At 40.2% G+C, this 20,087-nt stretch carries 15 protein-coding genes and 1 pseudogene; 8 read left to right on the top strand and 8 right to left on the bottom strand.

The window, feature by feature from the left end:
* Positions 1-174 precede the first annotated feature (174 nt).
* Positions 175-2,940, top strand: a complete 2,766-nt coding sequence (locus tag HG267_RS19385) for a M16 family metallopeptidase (RefSeq protein WP_045867630.1) — start codon at positions 175-177, stop codon at positions 2,938-2,940.
* Between the two features lie 358 nt (positions 2,941-3,298).
* The gene (locus HG267_RS19390; RefSeq protein ID WP_045867629.1) at positions 3,299-3,682 is read left to right on the top strand and encodes a hypothetical protein; all 384 of its coding nucleotides are present in this window, start codon (positions 3,299-3,301) and stop codon (positions 3,680-3,682) included.
* Positions 3,683-3,872: 190 nt separating this feature from the next.
* Here the strand turns inward: HG267_RS19390 and ung are convergent, their stop codons facing one another.
* From ung to psbQ, 6 genes and pseudogenes are all read right to left on the bottom strand, one after another.
* Positions 3,873-4,553: a uracil-DNA glycosylase gene (gene ung, locus HG267_RS19395; protein WP_045867628.1), complete on the bottom strand. Its 681-nt coding sequence runs from the start codon at positions 4,551-4,553 to the stop codon at positions 3,873-3,875.
* Positions 4,554-4,941: 388 nt separating this feature from the next.
* Positions 4,942-5,802 carry a DUF6671 family protein gene (locus tag HG267_RS19400; RefSeq protein ID WP_045867627.1) on the bottom strand — a complete coding sequence of 287 codons (861 nt, stop codon included), beginning with the start codon at positions 5,800-5,802 and terminating at the stop codon, positions 4,942-4,944.
* Positions 5,803-5,946: 144 nt separating this feature from the next.
* On the bottom strand, positions 5,947-6,531 hold the full coding sequence (gene hemJ, locus HG267_RS19405) for a protoporphyrinogen oxidase HemJ (protein WP_045867626.1): 585 nt from the start codon (positions 6,529-6,531) through the stop codon (positions 5,947-5,949).
* Between the two features lie 261 nt (positions 6,532-6,792).
* A complete protein-coding gene (locus tag HG267_RS19410) occupies positions 6,793-7,644 on the bottom strand; it encodes an alpha/beta fold hydrolase (RefSeq protein ID WP_045867625.1) in 852 nt (283 codons plus the stop codon).
* 315 nt (positions 7,645-7,959) lie between these two features.
* Complete coding sequence (locus HG267_RS19415; protein ID WP_045867624.1) at positions 7,960-9,081, bottom strand: NAD(P)/FAD-dependent oxidoreductase; 1,122 nt, start codon at positions 9,079-9,081, stop codon at positions 7,960-7,962.
* 179 nt (positions 9,082-9,260) lie between these two features.
* Positions 9,261-9,749 (bottom strand): annotated as a pseudogene (gene psbQ / locus HG267_RS19420) (photosystem II protein PsbQ); the annotation flags it as partial.
* Between the two features lie 350 nt (positions 9,750-10,099).
* Here psbQ and HG267_RS19425 point away from each other — a divergent pair.
* From HG267_RS19425 to HG267_RS19435, 3 genes are all read left to right on the top strand, one after another.
* Positions 10,100-10,528 carry a hypothetical protein gene (locus HG267_RS19425; protein ID WP_045867622.1) on the top strand — a complete coding sequence of 143 codons (429 nt, stop codon included), beginning with the start codon at positions 10,100-10,102 and terminating at the stop codon, positions 10,526-10,528.
* A 1,379-nt stretch (positions 10,529-11,907) separates the two neighbouring features.
* Entirely contained in the window at positions 11,908-12,600 is a 693-nt protein-coding gene (locus HG267_RS19430; RefSeq protein WP_168160924.1) for a polysaccharide deacetylase family protein, read from the top strand.
* 224 nt (positions 12,601-12,824) lie between these two features.
* Positions 12,825-14,306, top strand: a complete 1,482-nt coding sequence (locus HG267_RS19435) for a DUF5009 domain-containing protein (RefSeq protein WP_081583869.1) — start codon at positions 12,825-12,827, stop codon at positions 14,304-14,306.
* 6 nt (positions 14,307-14,312) lie between these two features.
* Here HG267_RS19435 and HG267_RS19440 read toward each other — a convergent pair whose 3' ends face one another.
* Together HG267_RS19440 and HG267_RS19445 are read right to left on the bottom strand one after the other, a co-directional pair.
* A complete protein-coding gene (locus tag HG267_RS19440) occupies positions 14,313-14,975 on the bottom strand; it encodes a Uma2 family endonuclease (protein WP_045867618.1) in 663 nt (220 codons plus the stop codon).
* A gap of 278 nt (positions 14,976-15,253) precedes the next feature.
* Positions 15,254-16,363 (bottom strand): S-(hydroxymethyl)glutathione dehydrogenase/class III alcohol dehydrogenase, encoded by a 1,110-nt coding sequence (locus HG267_RS19445; RefSeq protein ID WP_045867617.1) that lies wholly within the window; start codon positions 16,361-16,363, stop codon positions 15,254-15,256.
* Positions 16,364-16,703: 340 nt separating this feature from the next.
* On the opposite strand from HG267_RS19445, the gene HG267_RS19450 reads away from it, so the two are divergent.
* From HG267_RS19450 to HG267_RS19460, 3 genes are all read left to right on the top strand, one after another.
* Positions 16,704-17,987, top strand: a complete 1,284-nt coding sequence (locus HG267_RS19450) for a valine--pyruvate transaminase (RefSeq protein WP_045867616.1) — start codon at positions 16,704-16,706, stop codon at positions 17,985-17,987.
* Between the two features lie 207 nt (positions 17,988-18,194).
* The gene (gene rimM / locus HG267_RS19455; RefSeq protein ID WP_045867615.1) at positions 18,195-18,821 is read left to right on the top strand and encodes a ribosome maturation factor RimM; all 627 of its coding nucleotides are present in this window, start codon (positions 18,195-18,197) and stop codon (positions 18,819-18,821) included.
* Positions 18,822-18,954: 133 nt separating this feature from the next.
* Entirely contained in the window at positions 18,955-19,674 is a 720-nt protein-coding gene (locus HG267_RS19460; RefSeq protein ID WP_045867614.1) for a Uma2 family endonuclease, read from the top strand.
* Positions 19,675-20,087: the final 413 nt, after the last annotated feature.

The raw sequence follows: 20,087 nt of genomic DNA on the forward strand, positions 1-20,087 counted from the left end.
TGAGGTCTCGAAAAAAGCGATCGCTCATTACACTAGGAAGAAAAAGCATTATTCTCGCGATCGCCTTTTTTCTCCAATCCCCAAACTCCTATCTCAAGATTGCTACCATTTATTTTTACTCTCAGTTAAATTAAGAATTTCCATTTTGACTTGTTTATGAAGCTACGCTCATACATGCTTATAGGTTTATTACTGAGTTTGCTGCTTAGTACTGCGCCGATTTCTGGCAATCTGACTAATGCAGCAACACCCACAACTGTCACGCCTGTATCCAGTCTTGCACTTTCCCAGGGTGTGCAAAAAACTGTATTGGACAATGGTTTAACAGTACTTACTAAAGAAGTGCATACTGCACCTGTGGTCAGCGTGCAGGTATGGTATAAAGTCGGCTCTCGCAATGAAGGTAAAGGCGAAAATGGTATCTCCCACCAATTAGAGCATTTAATGTTTAAAGGTACTAAAGAACGTCCTGTGCAGTTTGGGCGGTTATTTAGTGCTTTAGGTAGTCAGTTTAATGCTTATACTAGCTATGACGAAACAGTGTATTTTGGCACGGTGCAGCGAGACAAGCTGGAAGCACTGCTGACTTTAGAAGCCGATCGCATGGAAAATTCGTTAGTTGGGCCTGAGCAACTAACGAGTGAGAAGCGGGTAGTAATATCCGAGTTGCAAGGATATGAAAATTCCCCCAGCTATCGTTTGAGTAAAGCAGTGATGCAAGCTGCATTTCCCAATCGTGCTTATGGTTTATCTGTGGGAGGAACAAAAGCTGATGTGGAGCAATTTACTGTAGATCAGGTACGAAATTATTACCAAAGATATTACAGCCCAGAAAATGCCACCTTGGTAATTACAGGAGATTTTGCCACAGAACCGACGCTTAAGGCTGTAAAAGAAACTTTTGGCAAGGTTACGCCACGACCAAAACAAGCTACAAGTTTACCAGAACCAAAGCAGGTAGCGAATCCTGCTAATACTCCAGTGGCGAACAAAGCACCGATTGTTTTGAAACAACCTGGAAGTACAGCATTACTACAAGTTGTGTATCCTTTACCAGATATCAAGCATCCTGATGTGCCAGCAATTGATGTCATGGATGCTATCCTCACAGGTGGACGTAGTTCTCGGCTTTATCAGGCTTTAGTAGAATCTGGACTTGCTAGTTCAGTTAATGGTAGCGCCGCCGAACTGCTCGAACCGGGATGGTATGAAATTAATGCTACTGCGGCTCCTGGTAAAGAGTTAACGAAAATTTACCAAGTATTGCAACAATCTTTGGCAAAACTGCAACAACAGCCAGTTACTACTGAAGAACTAAATCGCGCCAAAACTCAACTACAAGCTTCATTTATTCTCAGTAACCAAGACATCACCAGTCAAGCCAACCAACTGGGATATAACCAAACTATTGCCGGAGATTACCATTTTGTTGAAAAGTATTTAGCTGCGATCGCTAAAGTTACGCCACAAGATGTGCAACGAGTGGCGAAAACTTACCTCAGTCCGGCAAAACAAACTATTGGTTTCTTTGAACCAACTCAACCAGATGGTCAACAAGCCTCTGCTGGTGGAGGTTCTGGACGTACTGTGGAAAACTTTAGCCCTGGTAAACCTGTAGATCCAGCAGAACTGGCGAAATACTTACCTCCTGCTACCTCAGCTACCAGTTCCAGCAAACAAGCTTTACCAGAACAGTTTACCTTGGCAAATGGCTTGCGGGTGCTGCTGTTACCTGACCATAGTGTCCCCACAATTAATCTCAATGGACAAATTGATGCTGGTACGGAATTTGATGGTAATCAAAAATCTGGACTAGCGAATTTAACTGCTAGAAACTTAATGAATGGCACAAAAACTCAAAATGCTCTGGCTTTGGCGAAAACCTTAGAAGATAGAGGAGCCGATTTAGATTTTAGTGCCAGTCGTGAAGGAGTTATTATTAGCGGTCAAGGAATCTCAACAAATCTGCCCGTATTAATTCAAACTTTGGGTGATGTAGTACAAAATGCTACCTTCCCCGCCGACCAGTTAGAACTGACAAGACAACGGGCGCTGACGAGTTTGAAAGTGCAACTTGATGACCCTCAAACTCTCGCTAGAAGAGTATTCCAGCAAACAATTTACCCAAAAAATCATCCCTTCCACAGCTTTCCCACAGCTGATACTTTCAAGAGTATTACTCGTGATGATTTGGTTCGCTTCTACCAAGAACATTACCGACCGGACACCACCACGATCGCACTCGTGGGTGATTTTAACCCCACTCAAGTAAAAGCTTTACTCAATCAGACTTTTGGCAAATGGCAAGTCAAAGGTAAGCCGCCAACTCTCAATCTACCCAAAGTAGATTTACCTACGACTTTGACACGCTTGAACAAGGCAATTCCCGGCAAAGCCGAAGCCATTACTTATATTGGTTACAACAGCATCTCGCGCAAAGACCCGCGTTTTTACGCAGCAATGGTGCTGAATCAAATTTTAGGTGGCGATACCTTATCTAGCCGCTTGGGTACAGAAGTGCGCGATCGCCAAGGTTTCACCTACGGGATTTATAGCTACTTCACTGCGGGAATTAATCCGGGCCCCTTCTTTATCCAGATGCAGACAGCGCCCCAAGATGCTGACAAAGCGATCGCCAGCACTTTGGCGTTACTTAAACAGGTACGCGAACAAGGCGTAACTGAAGCAGAATTTAACACCGCCAAACGTTCTCTTACCAACAGCTACCCTGTAGAGTTAGCTAATCCCGGCGATTTAGTATCTACAATTTTGAGCAATTCCGTCTTTGGACTTTCACCAAAAGAAATTCGCGAATATCCTCAGCGCATTGAGTCAGTCAAAATGTCAGATGTGCAGGAGGTAATTCAGGAGCTAATTAAACCAGAAAATGTAGTCATTGTCACAGCTGGTTCACCGCCTACTGTATCTAAAGGTGACTAATTATTTGAGATTTAGGGTGTGTTGTCGCCAAGCGCAACGCACCGACTCACTAGTTAGGGCTGTCATTTGTCCCTATACTGCTCAGTTAAGGATTTTCAACTCGGAATTTGGTTTGGGGAAAAGGTGAAAGGGTAAGGGTTAAAGGTTTTTCTTGCCCTTTTTCCTTTCCCCTTTTGCCCTTAACCGACAAGTATTCACTTGCTTTTTGTGACAAATTGCCTTGAAAATAAAAAATACGCTCTAAAAGCTAGAAAATAACAGTAAAACGACTAATAAAAATTAAAAATAGTAAATCTATCTTCGATAAACGTCAGTGAGACAAGTAGTTAATCAGGGTTTGCTGGGAGTAGTAATTGCTATGACTACTATTACAGCAATCAACATACCAGGTGTATCTGCCCAGGATAAGCCCAAATGCATCAGCCAAATTACCGGGAAAGCAGGTAATCTCTTCTCAGGAGAATGCATACCTAATGGACTTTGGATCAACCCCAGCTATGGTACAGAATATGCACGGTTAATGCGTATCGCTATCAAAGCGGCGGCTAATAAAGATGATTTCGATACAGCATTTATCAATTTTTCTAGGGCGCAAGCAATATCAGGGGTAACAGATTCAGAAGTACGCAGGGGATTATTAGGTGCAATTTTGGCGAAATCATTGCAAAAAAATCCTGTGCAGGGCTATTTTCCCTCAAGAATTTGGCTATTAGTTACTGGTGAATTTAGCGAAGGCGGCTAAGGGACTTCCAACTAATACCATTTTGAAAAAAGAATGCCACAGATGAGTAGGGGCACGGCACCAGTAGGATAATTGAATATACCAAAAGATTGTGTATGCCGTGCCCTTATAGGTAATTTATCTGTTGCAAACATTATTTGAATTAGTATAGTTTGGGCTTAAAAAAAGTCTCTAGCCTCTAGACCCTAATCTATAAATCTGGAATTTGCCAATCAATCTCTGGCTTACCAAAGGAACGCAAAGCTGAATTAATAGCTGAAAAAGGTTTGCTACCAAAAAAGCCATTACGCGCAGAAAGAGGTGAAGGGTGGGCAGATTGAATCACTGTATGTCGCTTTGTATCTATTAATTTCAGCTTTTTTTGGGCGTATCCTCCCCACAACACAAACACAACCGGATCTAGCTTTTGGTTAACTTTGCTAATTACTGCATCTGTGAAAGTTTCCCAACCCTGATTTTTATGAGAATTTGGTGTATGCGCCCTGACTGTTAGTACTGCATTTAGCATCAAAATACCTTGTTTCGCCCATGATACTAAATACCCATGATTGGGAATTTCAAACCCTACATCATCTTTGAGTTCTTTAAATATATTAATTAGTGATGGTGGCGGCTTGATACCAGGTTGTACAGAAAAGCATAATCCATGTGCCTGGTTTTGGTCATGGTAAGGATCTTGACCTAGTAAAAAAACATTCACGTTCTCATAAGGTGTCAATTCAAAAGCTGAAAAAATCTGCTCTTCTGGTGGGTAGATAGTATAAGATTGGCGTTCCGCTAATAAAAAATTTTGTAGCTTACTGAAATATGGTTTATCAAACTCTTCAGCTAGTACTGTTTGCCAAGAGGGTGACAATCTGATGTGCGTCACAATTTTTGCCTAGATTTAAGTAAGTAAACCTGAATTATATAGAAAAAGTACTGCCAATTTTGTTACTTACTTATCTATGAAATTTAGTAAAAGTACATTAAGTAAAAACTCATGAAATTTACCTATCTTCATACATAGTTCGCATGATTTTCATACGATGTTTATGTAATTTCCCTAGATAGTTGTTAAACTAGTTTTAAGCAAACATTGAGTTTGCTCCTCACACCATACCGTTACCCTCTTGTTTGTCAATGGCAAGGGGGTTTTTTCTTGTTATCGTGGGGAAGAAATATACCAATATTTGTGGGTTAAGGGGAAAAAGGGGAAGGGGGAAAGGGAACAAGACCTTTAATCTTTCCATTGGTAAAATTATGAGGTGAAATCTCAGCTAGGGGTTGCAATACATACATTGCGCCGGATCGGCAAATTCTCTATCTTCAGGGAACAATTTTTCTTGGCTGAAACCACATTTTTTGCATTGATAAACAACTGCAAGCAATAAATTTGTGGGTGTAGCGCACATTTCACAGGGTAAGCCTTGGATGCGTTCTGTAATCTCAAATCCAGGCGTATAACATTGTGGACATTGGCTTTTTATCTTGTTTAATAAGTTCTGGGTGGCTTTGGCAATATTTTTCATGCGGGTGGGGTTATAAAGTGCGCGCATATCGGTTTCCAGATGCACTTTTCCATCGGGAGAATTATTTAATGCCCAATTCACCGCTTCAGTAAGTTTTTCTTTAGTAGTAATACCTTTAATTATCTCATTGCTATCTTTGGGTGATTCCTGATAACTAACAACTAAACCATGTTCAGGAAACCCAACTTTTAAGGCAAAATCATAGGCTGCGGTAAAATTCTCTGCTATCTGATGATTAAAATTAGTTTCTAATGATAATTCTTCGCCAATAATTTCTAAGTCTTTTTCTTGATCTAATAAAATGACGATTTCCCGATTAGAGTAAAGATAAGGTATATAAGGATGAGGTGCAAAGCTACCTTCACTAGCGATCGCTAAATTTTTACCTGTTAATTCTAGTGCTTTTTCTGCTTTTAATCTAGCTGCTGCAATTTGGTTTCCTGGGCGTTCTATCTCTCTTGTAAATGTGCCAAAAATATCAGTATTAAAATCCTGCGGTACGATAATTTGAATGTTTAATTCTTCCAATATAGGGGCAATAGCTTGCTCTTTTTGATGCATGGTTGCTAGTATTGCCACACGATTATGAAAAAATTGCTGATAATTCATCGGGGGTTTACTTCCTATAAATTTTGGCAAGTTTAGTTTATTTTATCTAACAAACTAAACCTGCCAATGATAAAAGGGATTGGGGATTGGGGATTGGGGATTAGGGATTGGGGATTAGGGATTGGGATTATATGCTGGGCGGTATTAGCTTTGTTCTTGTACAACCTGGCCTATTTGTGCTTCTAGCTTTTCTTTATCGCGTTTGCGTTTTTTAGCGTAAAGCTGAATAGTCACTGCCATTAAAATAATCGATGCAAAAATAACCCAAGCGGTGATATCAGTAGGCAGATTATTTTTGAACACAGCCAGTAATACAATCACCATCAACATCACTGTAGGCGCTTCATTTAAAGCACGTAACTGTTGACTATTCCAACGGCATTCATCTACTGCTAATTTTTTCATGAGGCGAGAGCAGTAATGATGATAGCCAATTAAGAGAGTAACAAACAACAGTTTGATATGTAACCAACCCTCTTTTAATACATCTGGTTCAGTTGAGATTAAACCAATTGCCATTGCTACCGTCACTAACATTCCTGGGGTAGTGATGATATTGTAGAGGCGTTTTTCCATAATTTGATACTGATTTTTCAGTATCGTGCGTGCTGGTTCTGGTTCTTGGTTCGCTTCAACGTGATAGATAAAAAGACGCACTAGGTAAAATAACCCAGCAAACCAAACTACGAAGCCAATAATATGAAAAGCTTTAAACCAAGAATAAGCCATGAATTATAACCTGCCTTTCTCAAGTTGTTGTAGAGTAGCGATCGCCAAAGGTGTTGGCAAAGCCATCGCCTGAATGGCCGCAAGTACTCCCTTTATCAGGTTACGGTAAAACCCTATGCGAAGGCTGATTGCTCATGAGCATAATCAATTAAGAAGTGTAACGGATTGCGGATTAGGGGTAGTGGGGAAAAGCACAGAGGGAAGAAGTAAGCGGAACAAATACCAAGCACTCAACGCCAAACACCAAACCCCAAACCCCAATTACTTTGATTCTGCACGCCGCATGAAGGGCAAAAGGTCTTCGAGAATCGTTTCGTGATAATGTTCTTGTGGGTAATGACCAACGTTATTTAGTTTGACTAATTCTGCATTGGGTACAGCATCGACAAAACTTTGTGCTATTTCTACAGGTAACCAAGGGTCAATCATTCCCCATTGAATTAAAATTGGTTGTTGCCATTGTTTAAAACCAGATTCAACTTCTTGCATGGCTGAATCTAGTTGCGAATTACGAATAGTTGCAAGCAAACTCCGCCCTGGTGCAGAACTTTTCAAAAATGGACGGCGATAAACATCTAAATCTTTATCTCCTATGCGATAACGACTCCCTCCTTCTAGGGTTCTATCAACTAAAAGGGGGTCTTGTGTCATCATTTCACCTGCTAAAGGTAAGCCCATTTGTTTAATTTTCCAAGGCAATTTGGCAGCAGTGGAAATGGGGGCATTTAAAATAGCTAAGTTAGCTATTTGTTCTGGGTGACGCAAGGCATATTGTAATCCCACAGAACCTAAAAAACCCTGGACAACTAAAGAAAATTTTTCAATTTCTAAGGCTTGAATAAATCCTGCTAAAGCTGTAATAAAAGCTTCTGGAGTGTAGGCAAAATCTCTTTTTTCGGGAGTTGCGGAAAAGCCATAACCGATCCAATCGGGGGCGATCGCTCTTGTTCCTTGGCTGGCTAAAGCTGGTAAAATATTGCGCCAACTGTAACTTTGTGAAACTATACCGTGTAGTAATACTACAGGTATTAAGTCAGTTCTACCGATTGGTGCAGCTTCGCGATAGAACCAATCTAATGAATTTACGGTGATTTTATTTTCTGATATTGACACGCTAGGTTCCTATTAAATCAATTTGTCATTTGTTATTCTTACAAAGTTCTGAGCGGAGGTTTCCTCCGCTCAGACTTTGCGCTTTGTCATTAGTCATTTGTTGTTTAATGACTAATAACTAAGGGACTTCCAAATAAAAAAATATCCCAGTATTTATTGTGGGGTGGACATCTTGTCCGCCCAGCTTATGTGGCGGGCAAGATGCCCGCCCCACAAGATGGAATAATTTATTTCTTGGAAATCCCTAAGTATCAATTTTTGATGCAAAAACCCTTGGTATGAAATGCCAAAGCAAAATGATAAAAAAATCAGTTTTTATTGAGAATTACTAGGAATAATCATCTCACGAATTGCATAAGCTGTGGCAGGTGCGAGTAAAACGCCGTTGCGATAATGTCCGGTGGCTAAGAGGACATTACTAAACCCTGGTAAGTTACCGATAATTGGGGCTGGGCGACCTTCGGGGCGGGGGCGTAAACCTGACCAAGTACGGACAATAGTTGCGCTGGCTAATTCTGGACAAAATGCGATCGCTTGTTGTCTGACAGATTCGAGTAGTTCTTGATTGGGGGGAATTTCATTGCGATCGCTAGGAAATTCGACAGTTGCACCAATCCAATAATCGCCACCGCCAACGGGAACAATATGCACATCATTCCCCGTAATTGCTGGCTGGAAATCAGGATTTCCTAATGGATGCCCTAAACTAACTTGTATTGCTTGTCCTAGCACAGGACGAATATCAATTTTTTGATTGAGTTGCGATGTTAAGGGTGTGGAACCCAACCCAGCAGCAACAACAACCCAGTCAGCCGTAATTGTTCCAGCTGTGGTTTCTAGCTGGTGACAAACTTGGGGAGAGTTTTCGCTTGGTGTTAATTGCGGTGAAGATTGGGCATTTAACACCGTCACGCCAAATTTACAGCTAACGCCGTTGTGTTGAGCAGCTGCAACTAAAGCTAATGTTAAAGCTGTGGGGTCAAGTTGGCGGTCTTGCGGAGAATAGACAGCACCTGTAACTTGTTCGTTAACTATCTGCGGACAGAGATTTTGCAGTTTCGCCTTGTCCCAAATTTCTAAATTCCAGCCTTGGGATTGGCGAATTTCTAGTAATTTTTGTTTATCTGCTAAATCTTCCCCTTCTAAGCAAAGGCTGACGATTCCCTGACGGTTAAAAGGGATTTTTCGCCCTGTGATTGCTTCTAATTCGGGAATCAGAGTTTCATAGCGTTGGACGCTAGTTTGTCGTAACTGCCAAGCTTTTCCTTTGAGTTTTTGGCTAATGATACCCATTAAAACGCCAAGTGCAGCGCCAGTGGATGCTTGTGCGGGTGGCTGGCTATCTAAAACAGTGATACTCAGACCTTTAACTTGACTTAGTTCATAGGCGATCGCTGCGCCAACTACACCGCAACCGATAATAACTACATGACTCATGACTTGATCCAAAAAGTTAGGAGTTAGAAATTTTTGGTTCCTAACTCCTAACTCATAGCTTAAAGGAACTCCAAAAAATCAATTATCCCCCTTAAGGTTGTTGACGGTTCACAGTCAACCATCAACCGTCAACAATCATAGGGGAATATTTTTATTTGGAACTGCCCACAACTCCTTACTTATGACTCAGCTTCAGCGCTTGTCTTGGGAAGCAGATTGAGGAATTTATCTAGATCTGCAACCACTGCTTGAGTATTATTTAAAGCAAGTATACTATTGCCAGATGTTGCAGCTTGGTCGATTTTCACCAAGTGGTTAAACAAATCACGTGCTGTTTGACGTGCTACAGCTTCATCCTGGGGTAAGAGGTTAGGAATTACATAAGTCATGTCTAACCGAGCTTCTGCCAGAGGCCCATGTATAAAATTACCCACAAATATCCAATCTTTGCGTTGGATGAGGTCTTTTAGTTCGTCTAAGCGATCGCGCACAGCCTGAATCTCTGGCACATATGTCTGAATTTTCGTCAGTTGTGCTGTTGTATAAGTAGGTGGTGCTTTGGCGACAGTAGGACTGCCACAACTGATCAGTAGGGTTGCCAATAATACGAAAACCAATGACAAAAGAGAGCGTTGACGCGACATATACTGAAATAATTTGCTGTTTGTTTGCCGACTAACAGTGTAATTTTAGATCGCAAGTGTCAGTTATAGTTCTTACCATAAAAGGATTTTGGCAAAATTTTTTATCCCAGCTTTTATTTTCTAAAAATCACCGTTTGACTGGGTAATTTTTGGGAAACTTAAGTATAATTACCCAATGTATCTTGATTTAGCTCTAAACTTCAATCAGCACTTTTTGACAGCTTTTATTCACAATGATTGTTAGGAAAACATAATTTAGAGTTGCGAAATACCAAAAGACATTGATAAGCTGAAACACTAATAACATAAACCTTCTGGCGGTTTTTTTAACTTCAGATTTCCCTTAAGCCGATGCAATATAGGAGTGTTTTTTTGTGAACGCATCTGAACAAGCAACTAACCTTGAACTCGCCAGCAAGATTGCTACAGTAGTCAATTTGTTTAAATTTGAGTTCCCTGATGCCAAATCGGATCTTAAACCTTGGAAAAACGATCCAGAGACACGGGAGTTAGTCGATCCAGACTCTATAGACATAGGTTTTCACTTTCCTGGAATCAGCAAATCTTGGCGCAGTCGCAGCGTCTTAATTCAAATCCGATTTTATCAAGACCCAGTAAGTAATTTGCGGCGTGCGATCGGTGTAGAAATTGCTGCATTCGATCATCGAGGAGAAGCATGGCGACTTTCAACAATAGACAAATGGAGTATTGTAGGTGCTTCTATCCCTTCCCCTCACATTGAAGACAAGCTCAAACAAATTTGTCGTCAAATCTTAGAAGTATTTAATAAAGAAACAGATTAAACCTAATTTTAAAATGGAACTTCTTTCTCTTTGTTGTCTGCATTTTTAGAGTTAATAAAAGATACATTCCCCGCAATAAGTTATACCAATTTGAAAAAGAATGCGACAGATTGTAGAGGTATTGGTGTCAACTTAACGTGAAACCCGCTCTTGTGCAAGGTTTTGCCCTCACCCCCAGCCCCTCTCCCACAGGGAGAGGGGAGCAAGAGATTTAGTTCCCCTTCTCCTGCGGGAGAAGGGGTTAGGGGATGAGGGCACAAGGTATTTGTACAACGCCCACCCTATATAGCTTTTAGCTTACGTTGACACCAATGGGCATTGCCTTGCCCTTAGAATTATCTGTACCAACTTGCAATCTGCTGCATACAATAACACTGCCTGCATAGGCGATCGCTTAAAAATTAACCCTTAATGCTCAAGGTTTAACCCTTAATGCTCAAGGTTTAACCCTTAATGCTCAAGGTTTAACCCTTAATGGTCAAGGTTTAACCCTTAATGCTCAAGGTTTAAGGCTTAATGCTCAAGGTTTAAGGCTTAATGCTCAAGGTTTAAGGCTTAATGCTCAAGGTTTAAGGCTTAATGCTCAAGGTTTAAGGCTTAATGCTCAAGGTTTAAGGCTTAATGCTCAAGGTTTAACCCTTAATGGTCAAGGTTTAAGGCTTAATGTTGTAAGAAATTAAGTTGACACAGTTGGGAATTGCCTTGCCCTCTAGAATATATTGATATGTCGCCAAAATTATTTGAATTAGTATTAATAGTAAAAATAGCTTGTTCAATTATCTTTTGAGTATGTCTTAGGCTAGTGTAATGCACTAAAGCATTTTTGCGTAAGTCCTATGAATTTGACAAAATGGATTTCTTGAGCCAGAATCCTTGCTAGGTTTGCCAAATACCATTTGCACCAGTTTAGTCTTTAGTTGGATAGCAGACTAAATAACCTGCAAAAAATGTCTAAATAGTTTGGTCTTGGATGGAAACCCAAGAGTTCTGAATGCCATGAGATATACAGAAATTGGTAATCAGACAGATAAGTAAACTCTAAGACATTCTATTTGCATAATCTAAAAACTCACTTACTAGTGGTAGGGGTAATACCCTCAATTCCACTACTCAGTTTACACATCATTACTTGAGTACAGCGAATCTATTATTACTTACATTACAGAACAATGGCTTTGATATCTAGAAGGCATAAATTCAAGCTAAAAAATAAATTTAATTTACAGTTTATTTCTTTATATATTATTGTATTCTTTTTGACAATTACACTACTTCTTTCTTATATAAACGCTCCCAGAATTCCTCTTTTGGGATTTCACGGCATTGTTGATCTGAATAATCCTAATTTCGGACTTATTCAGAATCCAATAGCTGCAAAAATGTCTTATGCAATGCAAGATTTAGAAAAGTTTCTAGAATACTTAGCTCATAATAATTATTGGTTTTTATCAACTCAAGAATTATATGATTACTTTATTGATCGCAACCGAGATATTCCGCAAGAATATGTTGGTAAAAAGCCCATAATGTTAAGCTTTGATGATAGTTATAAAACTGTATATACTAACATTGTCCCAGTTTTGGAAAGGTTAGAAAAAGAATTTAAGCAAAAAATCAAAATAGTTTTATTTGTGAATCCTGGTACGTTAGCTAAAATTCATCATCCCTCAACCACATACCTGAGTTGTGAGGATTTGAGAACAGGATTTGCTAAGGGATTTTATGATATTCAATCTCATGGAGAAAACCACAAAGATTTAGCTAAAATTACTGTTTCTGATTTAAATCAGGAACTAGCTCAAGCTCAAATTGAACTTAGAGAATGTCTGACTGGATTAGCAGCACCGCAAGAGATTGCTAGGCACATTGCATATCCTTATGGTTCTATGAATCACCAGGTAGAAACCTACGCTGCGAAGTATTATCAATCAGGCTATCTGTATAACAGCACTATTTTACGCTTCCGTTGGTTACAGGATAAATATCGGATTTCGCGCCTCACAGTAAATCGAGCAAAATCACCTGAACGATTGATTCAAATGGCTACTCGGTCTTTTATTATCTCTAAATAGTTATTTGTCATTTGTCATTTGTTATTTGCTTAAATTAGAGTATGTTAGACTCCAGCAAAATTTATGCAAACTCTTACATATACATTTATTGTAGGGGTTTAGCACTGCTCAACCCTTAAGCATTCATTTTGATGAGAGCAAAATATAGTTTACTTTTCAGGTAAATTACTTTCACAAATAATTTAAGACTGCTATACTAAATTTCCTGAATTCAGGTAATCCCATTGACTCAGGAAAGTAACATTACTACCAAAAATATAAAACGCGCCGATGCGTTAGATGCACTGCGGGGATTGGCAATCTTAGCAATGGTCTTTTCTGGCACAATTCGATATAAAATTTTGCCAGCTTGGATGTATCATGCTCAAGAGCCACCCCCAACTCATGCCTTTAATTCTCAGATTGCTGGCTTAACTTGGGTAGATGTCGTTTTCCCCTTATTTTTGTTTGCAATGGGTGCTGCCATCCCCTTAGCACTATCTCGCCGTATTGCTCAAGGAGTGAGTATTTCTAGAATTATTTTATATATTTTGAAGCGAGGCTTCATGCTAGGAGCCTTTGCAATTATTCTGCAACATCTCCGTCCCTTTACCATCAATAACAACCCAACTGATGAAACATGGTATTTAGCAATGCTGGGTTTCGTATTGCTGTTTTTAATGTTTGGGAGTTGGTCGATTTTAGGGAGGTGGAGTAAATATGGTTTGTGGCTAAATATAGCAGGCTTTATCGCTGCGATCGCTATTATTTCTCAATTACAATATGGTGGTAAAGGCTTTTTACTGGAACGTAGCGATCCAATATTAATGGTACTAGCAAATATGGCAGTTTTTGGTTCGCTAGCTTGGTTATTTACAAGCTCTAATTTGCTTTTACGTTTGGGATTACTGGGATATTTGATTGCTTTGCAATTATCTGCTAGTGCTGATGGTTGGGTAAAAAACTTATGGACAGCATCATCTATATCAATTCTAGGGAATGATTTAAAGTTTTCTTGGATTTTTCAGTTTTATTATTTGAAGTACTTGTTCATCATCATTCCTGGAACTATTGTTGGTGATTTGATATTAAACTGGATACAAAAAAATACTCAATCTCAAGAAATATCAGCTAATCAGCAGAGTTTAGGCTCTCGCTATAGTCAGCGTTTATGGTTGATTATTGTATCTATGCTGATGATTTGCTTAGTATTATTGGTAGGCTTGCAAGCGCGTTGGATTTGGCAAACCACTCTAGTAAGCGCTGCGATTTATGGCGCAAGCTGGCTATTATTTAAGCAGCCAGAAACAGAGATAGACTATTTACTCAAGCAATTTTATCAATGGGGAGTTTACTGGTTGTTACTAGGCTTATTTTTCGAGCCTTTCCAGGGAGGGATTCATAAAGATCCTTCTACCTATAGCTATTATTTTGTCACCAGTGCGATCGCAATTTTTTTATTGATAGTTTTTACTATAATAATTAATATCTTTGGGCAGAAGAAATGGCTGCAATTTTTAATTGATAATGGGCAAAATCCCATGATTGCTTATGTAGCTTTTGCAAATCTTCTCTGGCCAATATTACAACTTACAGGAATAGAAGATTGGATTATTGCCAATACTACAACGCCTGTGATGGGAGTAATTAAAGGAGTAGTCTACACTCTACCAATTGCTTTGTTGACAAGTCTATGCACTCGTCTAAAGCTATTTTGGAAAACTTAAAAACAATTACTGCTGGATTTGTTCGCGCAACATTTTACGGAAAGCTCGCTTAGTTTGGGTTTCACCCTGAGTTTTGCATTGTGCTAGGAAATCATACACCATTGACTTAGTTAATATCGGGAATGTGGCGCTAGTCGCTGATTCTTGATATTCACCTTGCGTCAACAAATAAATAGTTAATCTGCTACCGTTATAACGCCAAAATTCAGGAACCTTCATTTCCTGATAAAGTTGCTTTTTATTGATATCTGTATGAGTTATATCAACTTCTAAAATCAAATCGGGAGGTGGATCTACTGCTAAATCTACTGTTTTACCTCTAACAGTAGGTTCATTTTGAATGTAATAACATCTATCAGGTTCTGGGCTAGATTTGAGAATGGGAATCTTGAGGGTAGTTGAACCCATACTCTTAAGATTCAAATAGAGTTCTTCTGCTAATAATTCAATCAATTGCCCTATTAAACTGTTAGCACTTTCATGTTCTTCTAAAGGAGTCATAATCTCCAACATACCCTGGTAATATGTAAGTCTGGCGGCTCGATTATTACCTAAAGCCTCAAGAATCTGCTCATAAGCATCCCAACTGATATTATTCAAGGTCACACGCTTTTCTGCAAGTGGTTTTTCTTTAGGAGTAATGTTTATCGCTTCATTGGTAGTAACCATGTAACTCTCCTAACTTGGTTTGAGTGGTAATTGGTAATTATGAAAATCGTTCTTAATCTCTACATAAATAATATTTTTGTAGGGTGTGTTGTCGCGTAGCGCAACGCACCGCCAACAATCTCATACCATTCACAATCCAAATATGACGAGGGTTTGGGGATGTGTATCTGTCGCGTTCTTGTTTGAAATTGGTATAAGGTGCGTTAGCCTACGGCATAACACACCCTACGAATATGCTTGATATAAAATCAATACACACCTTAATTAAAAGCTAACAATTAAAATGTGACAACGCTACGAATTGATTCACCTTCATGCATTAATTCTAAAGCATGATTTATCTGTTCAATTGGCATGACATGAGTAATTAAATCATCAATATTTATCTTGCCATCCATATACCAATCAACAATTTTCGGCACATCTGTACGTCCCCTAGCGCCACCAAATGCGGAACCTTTCCAAACACGTCCAGTTACTAATTGAAACGGACGAGTGCTAATTTCTTGTCCTGCACCAGCAACACCAATAATGACGCTAACACCCCAACCTTTATGGCAACACTCTAATGCTTGGCGCATGACATTGACATTGCCAATACATTCAAAAGTGTAATCAGCGCCGCCTTTGGTTAAGTCAACTAAATAAGGAACTAAATCACCCTCAACTTCTTGGGGATTAACAAAGTGCGTCATGCCAAATTTTTCGGCTAAAGCGCGTTTTTTGGGATTTAAATCCACCCCAACAATCATATCGGCTCCTACTAAGCTCGCCCCTTGGATGACATTTAAGCCAATACCACCTAAGCCAAAAACTATGACTTTTGCACCTGCTTCTACTTTGGCTGTATAAATAACTGCGCCAATTCCTGTGGTGACACCACAGCCGATATAACAAACTTTATCAAATGGGGCATCTTCGCGAATTTTGGCTACAGCAATTTCTGGTAACACTGTATAGTTCGCAAAAGTAGAAGTACCCATGTAATGGTGAATCATTTCTCCACCAATACTAAAGCGACTTGTCCCATCCGGCATTAAACCCCGTCCTTGGGTGCTGCGAATAGCTTGACAGAGATTTGTTTTCTGGCTGAGACAATATTCACACTGGCGGCATTCTGGAGTGTAAAGGGGAATTACATGATCTCCAGGCTTGACGCTAGTTACCCCAGCGCCTACTTCTACGACTACTCCTGCGCCTTCATGTCCCAAAATTGCGGGAAATAAGCCTTCTGGATCTTTACCAGAAAGAGTGTAAGCATCGGTATGACAAACACCACTAGCTTTAATCTCCACCAATACTTCCCCAGCTTGAGGCCCGGATAATTGAACGGTTTCAATAGTTAACGGCTTACCCGCGCCGTAAGCGACTGCGGCTTTAACTTCCAAACTTCAGCCCTCCTGTATGCTGATCTGAGTTTACAGAAAGTTTGGGGGAATGGGGAATGGGGATTGGGAGATGAGGGGGATGAGGGGGATGAGGGGGATGAGGGAGATAAGGGGGATAACTAATGACGAATGACAAATGACGAATGACAAATGACTAATGACCAATGACAAACACAAAAAAATTATAAAAATATTGTGACTTTGTTAAAATGTCATTCTCTAGTTAGATTAATTAAAGGTGGAAATAGCTGTTGGAGCAACAGCGTAAAATTTGTGCTAGCAGCGATCCCCTCATAAGAATTTTGTCACTTTCTCAATAAATCTATTTTCTTTACAGCCTATGAATCCTGCCCTTACTAAAATTGGCGCTCAAATGTCCAACCTGACTGGCGTTCGCGCAATTATGAAAGATATTGTGGAAACGTTAAAAGCTAATGCAGGGCAGGAATTAATTAATTTGAGTGCGGGTAATCCGTTGATTTTGCCTGCAGTAGAACGATTATGGCGGGATTGTACAGCAGATTTACTCGCTAGTTCAGAATATGGTGAGGTGGTTTGCCGATATGGTTCCAGCCAAGGTTATGCACCATTAATTGAAGCGATCGCCAATGATTTTAATCGCCGCTATGGGTTAAAGTTAAGCGATCGCAATATTTTAATTACTCCCGGTAGCCAAACTCTCTATTTTTACGCTGCTAATGCTTTCGGTGGTTACACTACTACTGGTGAACTGAAGCAAATTGTCTTACCTCTCAGCCCCGACTACACAGGTTACGGTGGAATTTGCTTGGTTCCAGAAGCTTTAATTGCTTATAAACCAGCTTTAGATATTGATGAGTCTGCCCACAGATTTAAATATCGTCCCGATTTTAGCCAGCTATCAATTTCTGAAAGTACGGGCTGCGTGATTTTCTCTCGTCCTTGTAATCCGACAGGGAATGTGCTTACCGATGAGGAAGTGAGAAAAATTGCCGCCCTCGCTGCGCCTTATGATGTGCCAGTATTAATTGACTCGGCTTACGCGCCTCCTTTCCCAGCGCTGAATTTTACGGATATGTCCTTGATATTTGAGGAAAATATCATTCATTGCACCAGCTTATCCAAGGCGGGTTTACCTGGGGAAAGAATTGGAATTGCAATTGGGAATGAAAGGACTATTCAAGTTTTAGAGTCATTCCAAACAAATGCGCTGCTGCATTCTTCGCGCTATGGACAAGCGATCGCAGCCCGTGCTATTAATTCAGGTGCGTTAGCTGAAATTGCCGAACAAGTGATCCGCCCGTTCTATCAAAACAAGTTCAGCGTATTAGAAAATACATTAGATGCATCAATGCCCAAGGATTTACCTTGGTTCTTGCATCGTGGTGAAGGTGCTATCTTTGCTTGGTTGTGGTTAAAAGATTTACCTATTAGCGATTGGGAATTCTACCAAGAGTTGAAGAAAGTAGGTGTAATTGTTGTCCCTGGTAGTACTTTCTTCCCCGGCTTAAAAGAAGAATGGCCTCACAAGCAGCAATGTCTCCGCATCAGCCTCACCGGTAGCGATGAGGAATTAGTTACCGGAATGCGGCGACTGGCGAAGGTTGCAGAACAAGCCTATCAAGGCGCGGTTGTAAGTGCTTAGTATATTCGGTAGGGTGTGTCTAGACTAAAATATGCATTATTCAAACTCTTGTGGGATGGGCATCTTGCCCGTCCTGGGCGGACAAGATGTCCACCCCACAAGAAAATTATATTGCCACATTTTAGCCTTGTCAGTCCGGTAGGGTGTTTTATGCCGCAGGCTAACGCACCATCCAAGATTTTTGGTTTTTTAAATTAAATAGTGAGAATGAACCGAGAAGGCGCAAAGAACACGAAGCCAGAAAGGAAAAAAGAGAATAATCCCAAATCCAAAATCCCAAATCCAAAATTGGATGATTGGCTAGAGATTGGGAAGATTGTTGCACCTCAAGGTTTGGCGGGAGAGATGCGGGTGTATCCGAATACCGACTTTCCCGAACGGTTTGAGGTACCGGGGAAACGCTGGTTATTGCGTCCTGGTGATATGGAACCGCAACCAATAGAATTAGTGGCTGGGCGTTACATCGAAGGCAAAAATTTGTATGTAATTAAATTAGCTGGTGTGGAAAATCGCAACCAAGTAGAGGAATTACGTGGTTGTAAGATTATGGTGCCAGAAAGCGATCGCCCGCAATTGGCTGAAGATGAATTTTATGTTCCCGATTTGCTGGGCTTGGAAGTATTTTTGCAAGCATCGGGTGAATTGGTGGGTAAAGTTGTAGATATTATTCCTGCTGGTAATGATTTATTAGAAGTGGAGTTAGATCCCACATTTGCACCAGATAAAAAACAAAAGACTGTTTTAATTCCCTTTGTGGAAGCGATCGCACCTGTTGTAGATTTACCAGCCCGTCGCATTGAAGTGACACCACCACCTGGGCTATTGGAAATCTAATGGTGAATTCGTAATTCGTAATTCGTAATTCGTAATTGTTCAAAATTTTGAATTTTGAATTTTGAATTTTGAATTCCGCGTAGCGGTGCGGTGCTAGAATCCAAGCAGCGTTAGATATGGCTTCCTTCTGCTTATGGTTTCTCACGCCGAATCATTAACCCCAACAGAAGTCATCTACCCAGATAGTGACGGACAGCCAATGGCAAATAATACTGAACAGTTTCGCTGGATTTTGGTGATCCAGCAAAATTTGGATTGGTTATACGCTGATGATGCAAATATATTTGTGGCGGGAGATTTATTTTGGTATCCCGTTGAAGGACGCAATAATATTGTTAACGCACCAGATGTGATGGTGGTGTTTGGTAGACCAAAAGGTAAACGCGGTTCTTATCAGCAATGGAATGAATCAGGAGTTGCGCCACAGGTGGTGTTTGAAATTCTTTCTCCTAGTAATTCCCAAGATGAGATGGATCGAAAACTCCTCTTTTACGATCGCTACGGTGTTGAGGAGTATTACATTTACAATCCTGAGAAAAATCAGTTAAGGGGTTGGCTGCGGGGTGAAGTTGGGTTAGATGTGATTCCTGCGATCGCAAATTGGCTGAGTCCTAGGTTAGGAATCCGCTTTGATTTTTCTGGCGATGAGTTACAGATTTATCGTCCTGATGATACAAAGTTTTTCTCTTATATAGAAATTTGCCAATTACTAGAACAAGAACAACAACGCACTGAACAAGAACGACAACGTGCTGAACAAGCAGAAGCAGCATTAGAAGCAGAAAAAAGGCGATCGCAAATTTTAGCCGAAAGGTTGCGACAAATGGGTGTTAACCCAGAAGACTTTATTTAAAAATTACGCCATAGTTCTGAAGCAGAATAATTTTTACTCAGGACTTTATATCGCATTTTTCAGCACTATAAACCAATAGGCTTGGGTTAAGCTCATTAGTAATTGATTTGTCACTTATTAAAAAAGCCATCAATTGGGGGATTCTCCCCCAAACCCCCGATTGGGGGACGGTTGCGTCCCCCAAACCCCCTCCAAAATGATTGTTCGGTTTTTTGTTGAGTAACTAGTTTTTTGGTTTTGTTATAAATTAATTTTCTTAACTGAACTGTATTTCACTATAGGAATCCGATTTGATTATTGAAAAAATCTAAGTATGTGTAGGGTGCGTTATCACGAAGTGTAACGCACCGTATTCTGGGCTTTGGTGCGGCGCTTGGCGACAACACAACGCCAGTTGCTATAACGGAGGGAAC

The organism is Tolypothrix sp. PCC 7601 (assembly GCF_025677855.1).
Lineage (GTDB): Bacteria > Cyanobacteriota > Cyanobacteriia > Cyanobacteriales > Nostocaceae > Aulosira > Aulosira diplosiphon.

Coding starts and splice junctions, on each gene's coding strand:
- HG267_RS19415 (WP_045867624.1), bottom strand. CDS start 9,081: ATGAGTCATGTAGTTATTATCGGTTGCGGTGTAGTTGGCGCAGCGATC.
- HG267_RS19430 (WP_168160924.1), top strand. CDS start 11,908: ATGTCTTATGCAATGCAAGATTTAGAAAAGTTTCTAGAATACTTAGCT.
- HG267_RS19390 (WP_045867629.1), top strand. CDS start 3,299: ATGACTACTATTACAGCAATCAACATACCAGGTGTATCTGCCCAGGAT.
- HG267_RS19400 (WP_045867627.1), bottom strand. CDS start 5,802: ATGAATTATCAGCAATTTTTTCATAATCGTGTGGCAATACTAGCAACC.
- HG267_RS19440 (WP_045867618.1), bottom strand. CDS start 14,975: ATGGTTACTACCAATGAAGCGATAAACATTACTCCTAAAGAAAAACCA.
- hemJ (WP_045867626.1), bottom strand. CDS start 6,531: ATGGCTTATTCTTGGTTTAAAGCTTTTCATATTATTGGCTTCGTAGTT.
- rimM (WP_045867615.1), top strand. CDS start 18,195: ATGAACCGAGAAGGCGCAAAGAACACGAAGCCAGAAAGGAAAAAAGAG.
- HG267_RS19460 (WP_045867614.1), top strand. CDS start 18,955: ATGGTTTCTCACGCCGAATCATTAACCCCAACAGAAGTCATCTACCCA.
- HG267_RS19385 (WP_045867630.1), top strand. CDS start 175: ATGCTTATAGGTTTATTACTGAGTTTGCTGCTTAGTACTGCGCCGATT.
- HG267_RS19450 (WP_045867616.1), top strand. CDS start 16,704: ATGAATCCTGCCCTTACTAAAATTGGCGCTCAAATGTCCAACCTGACT.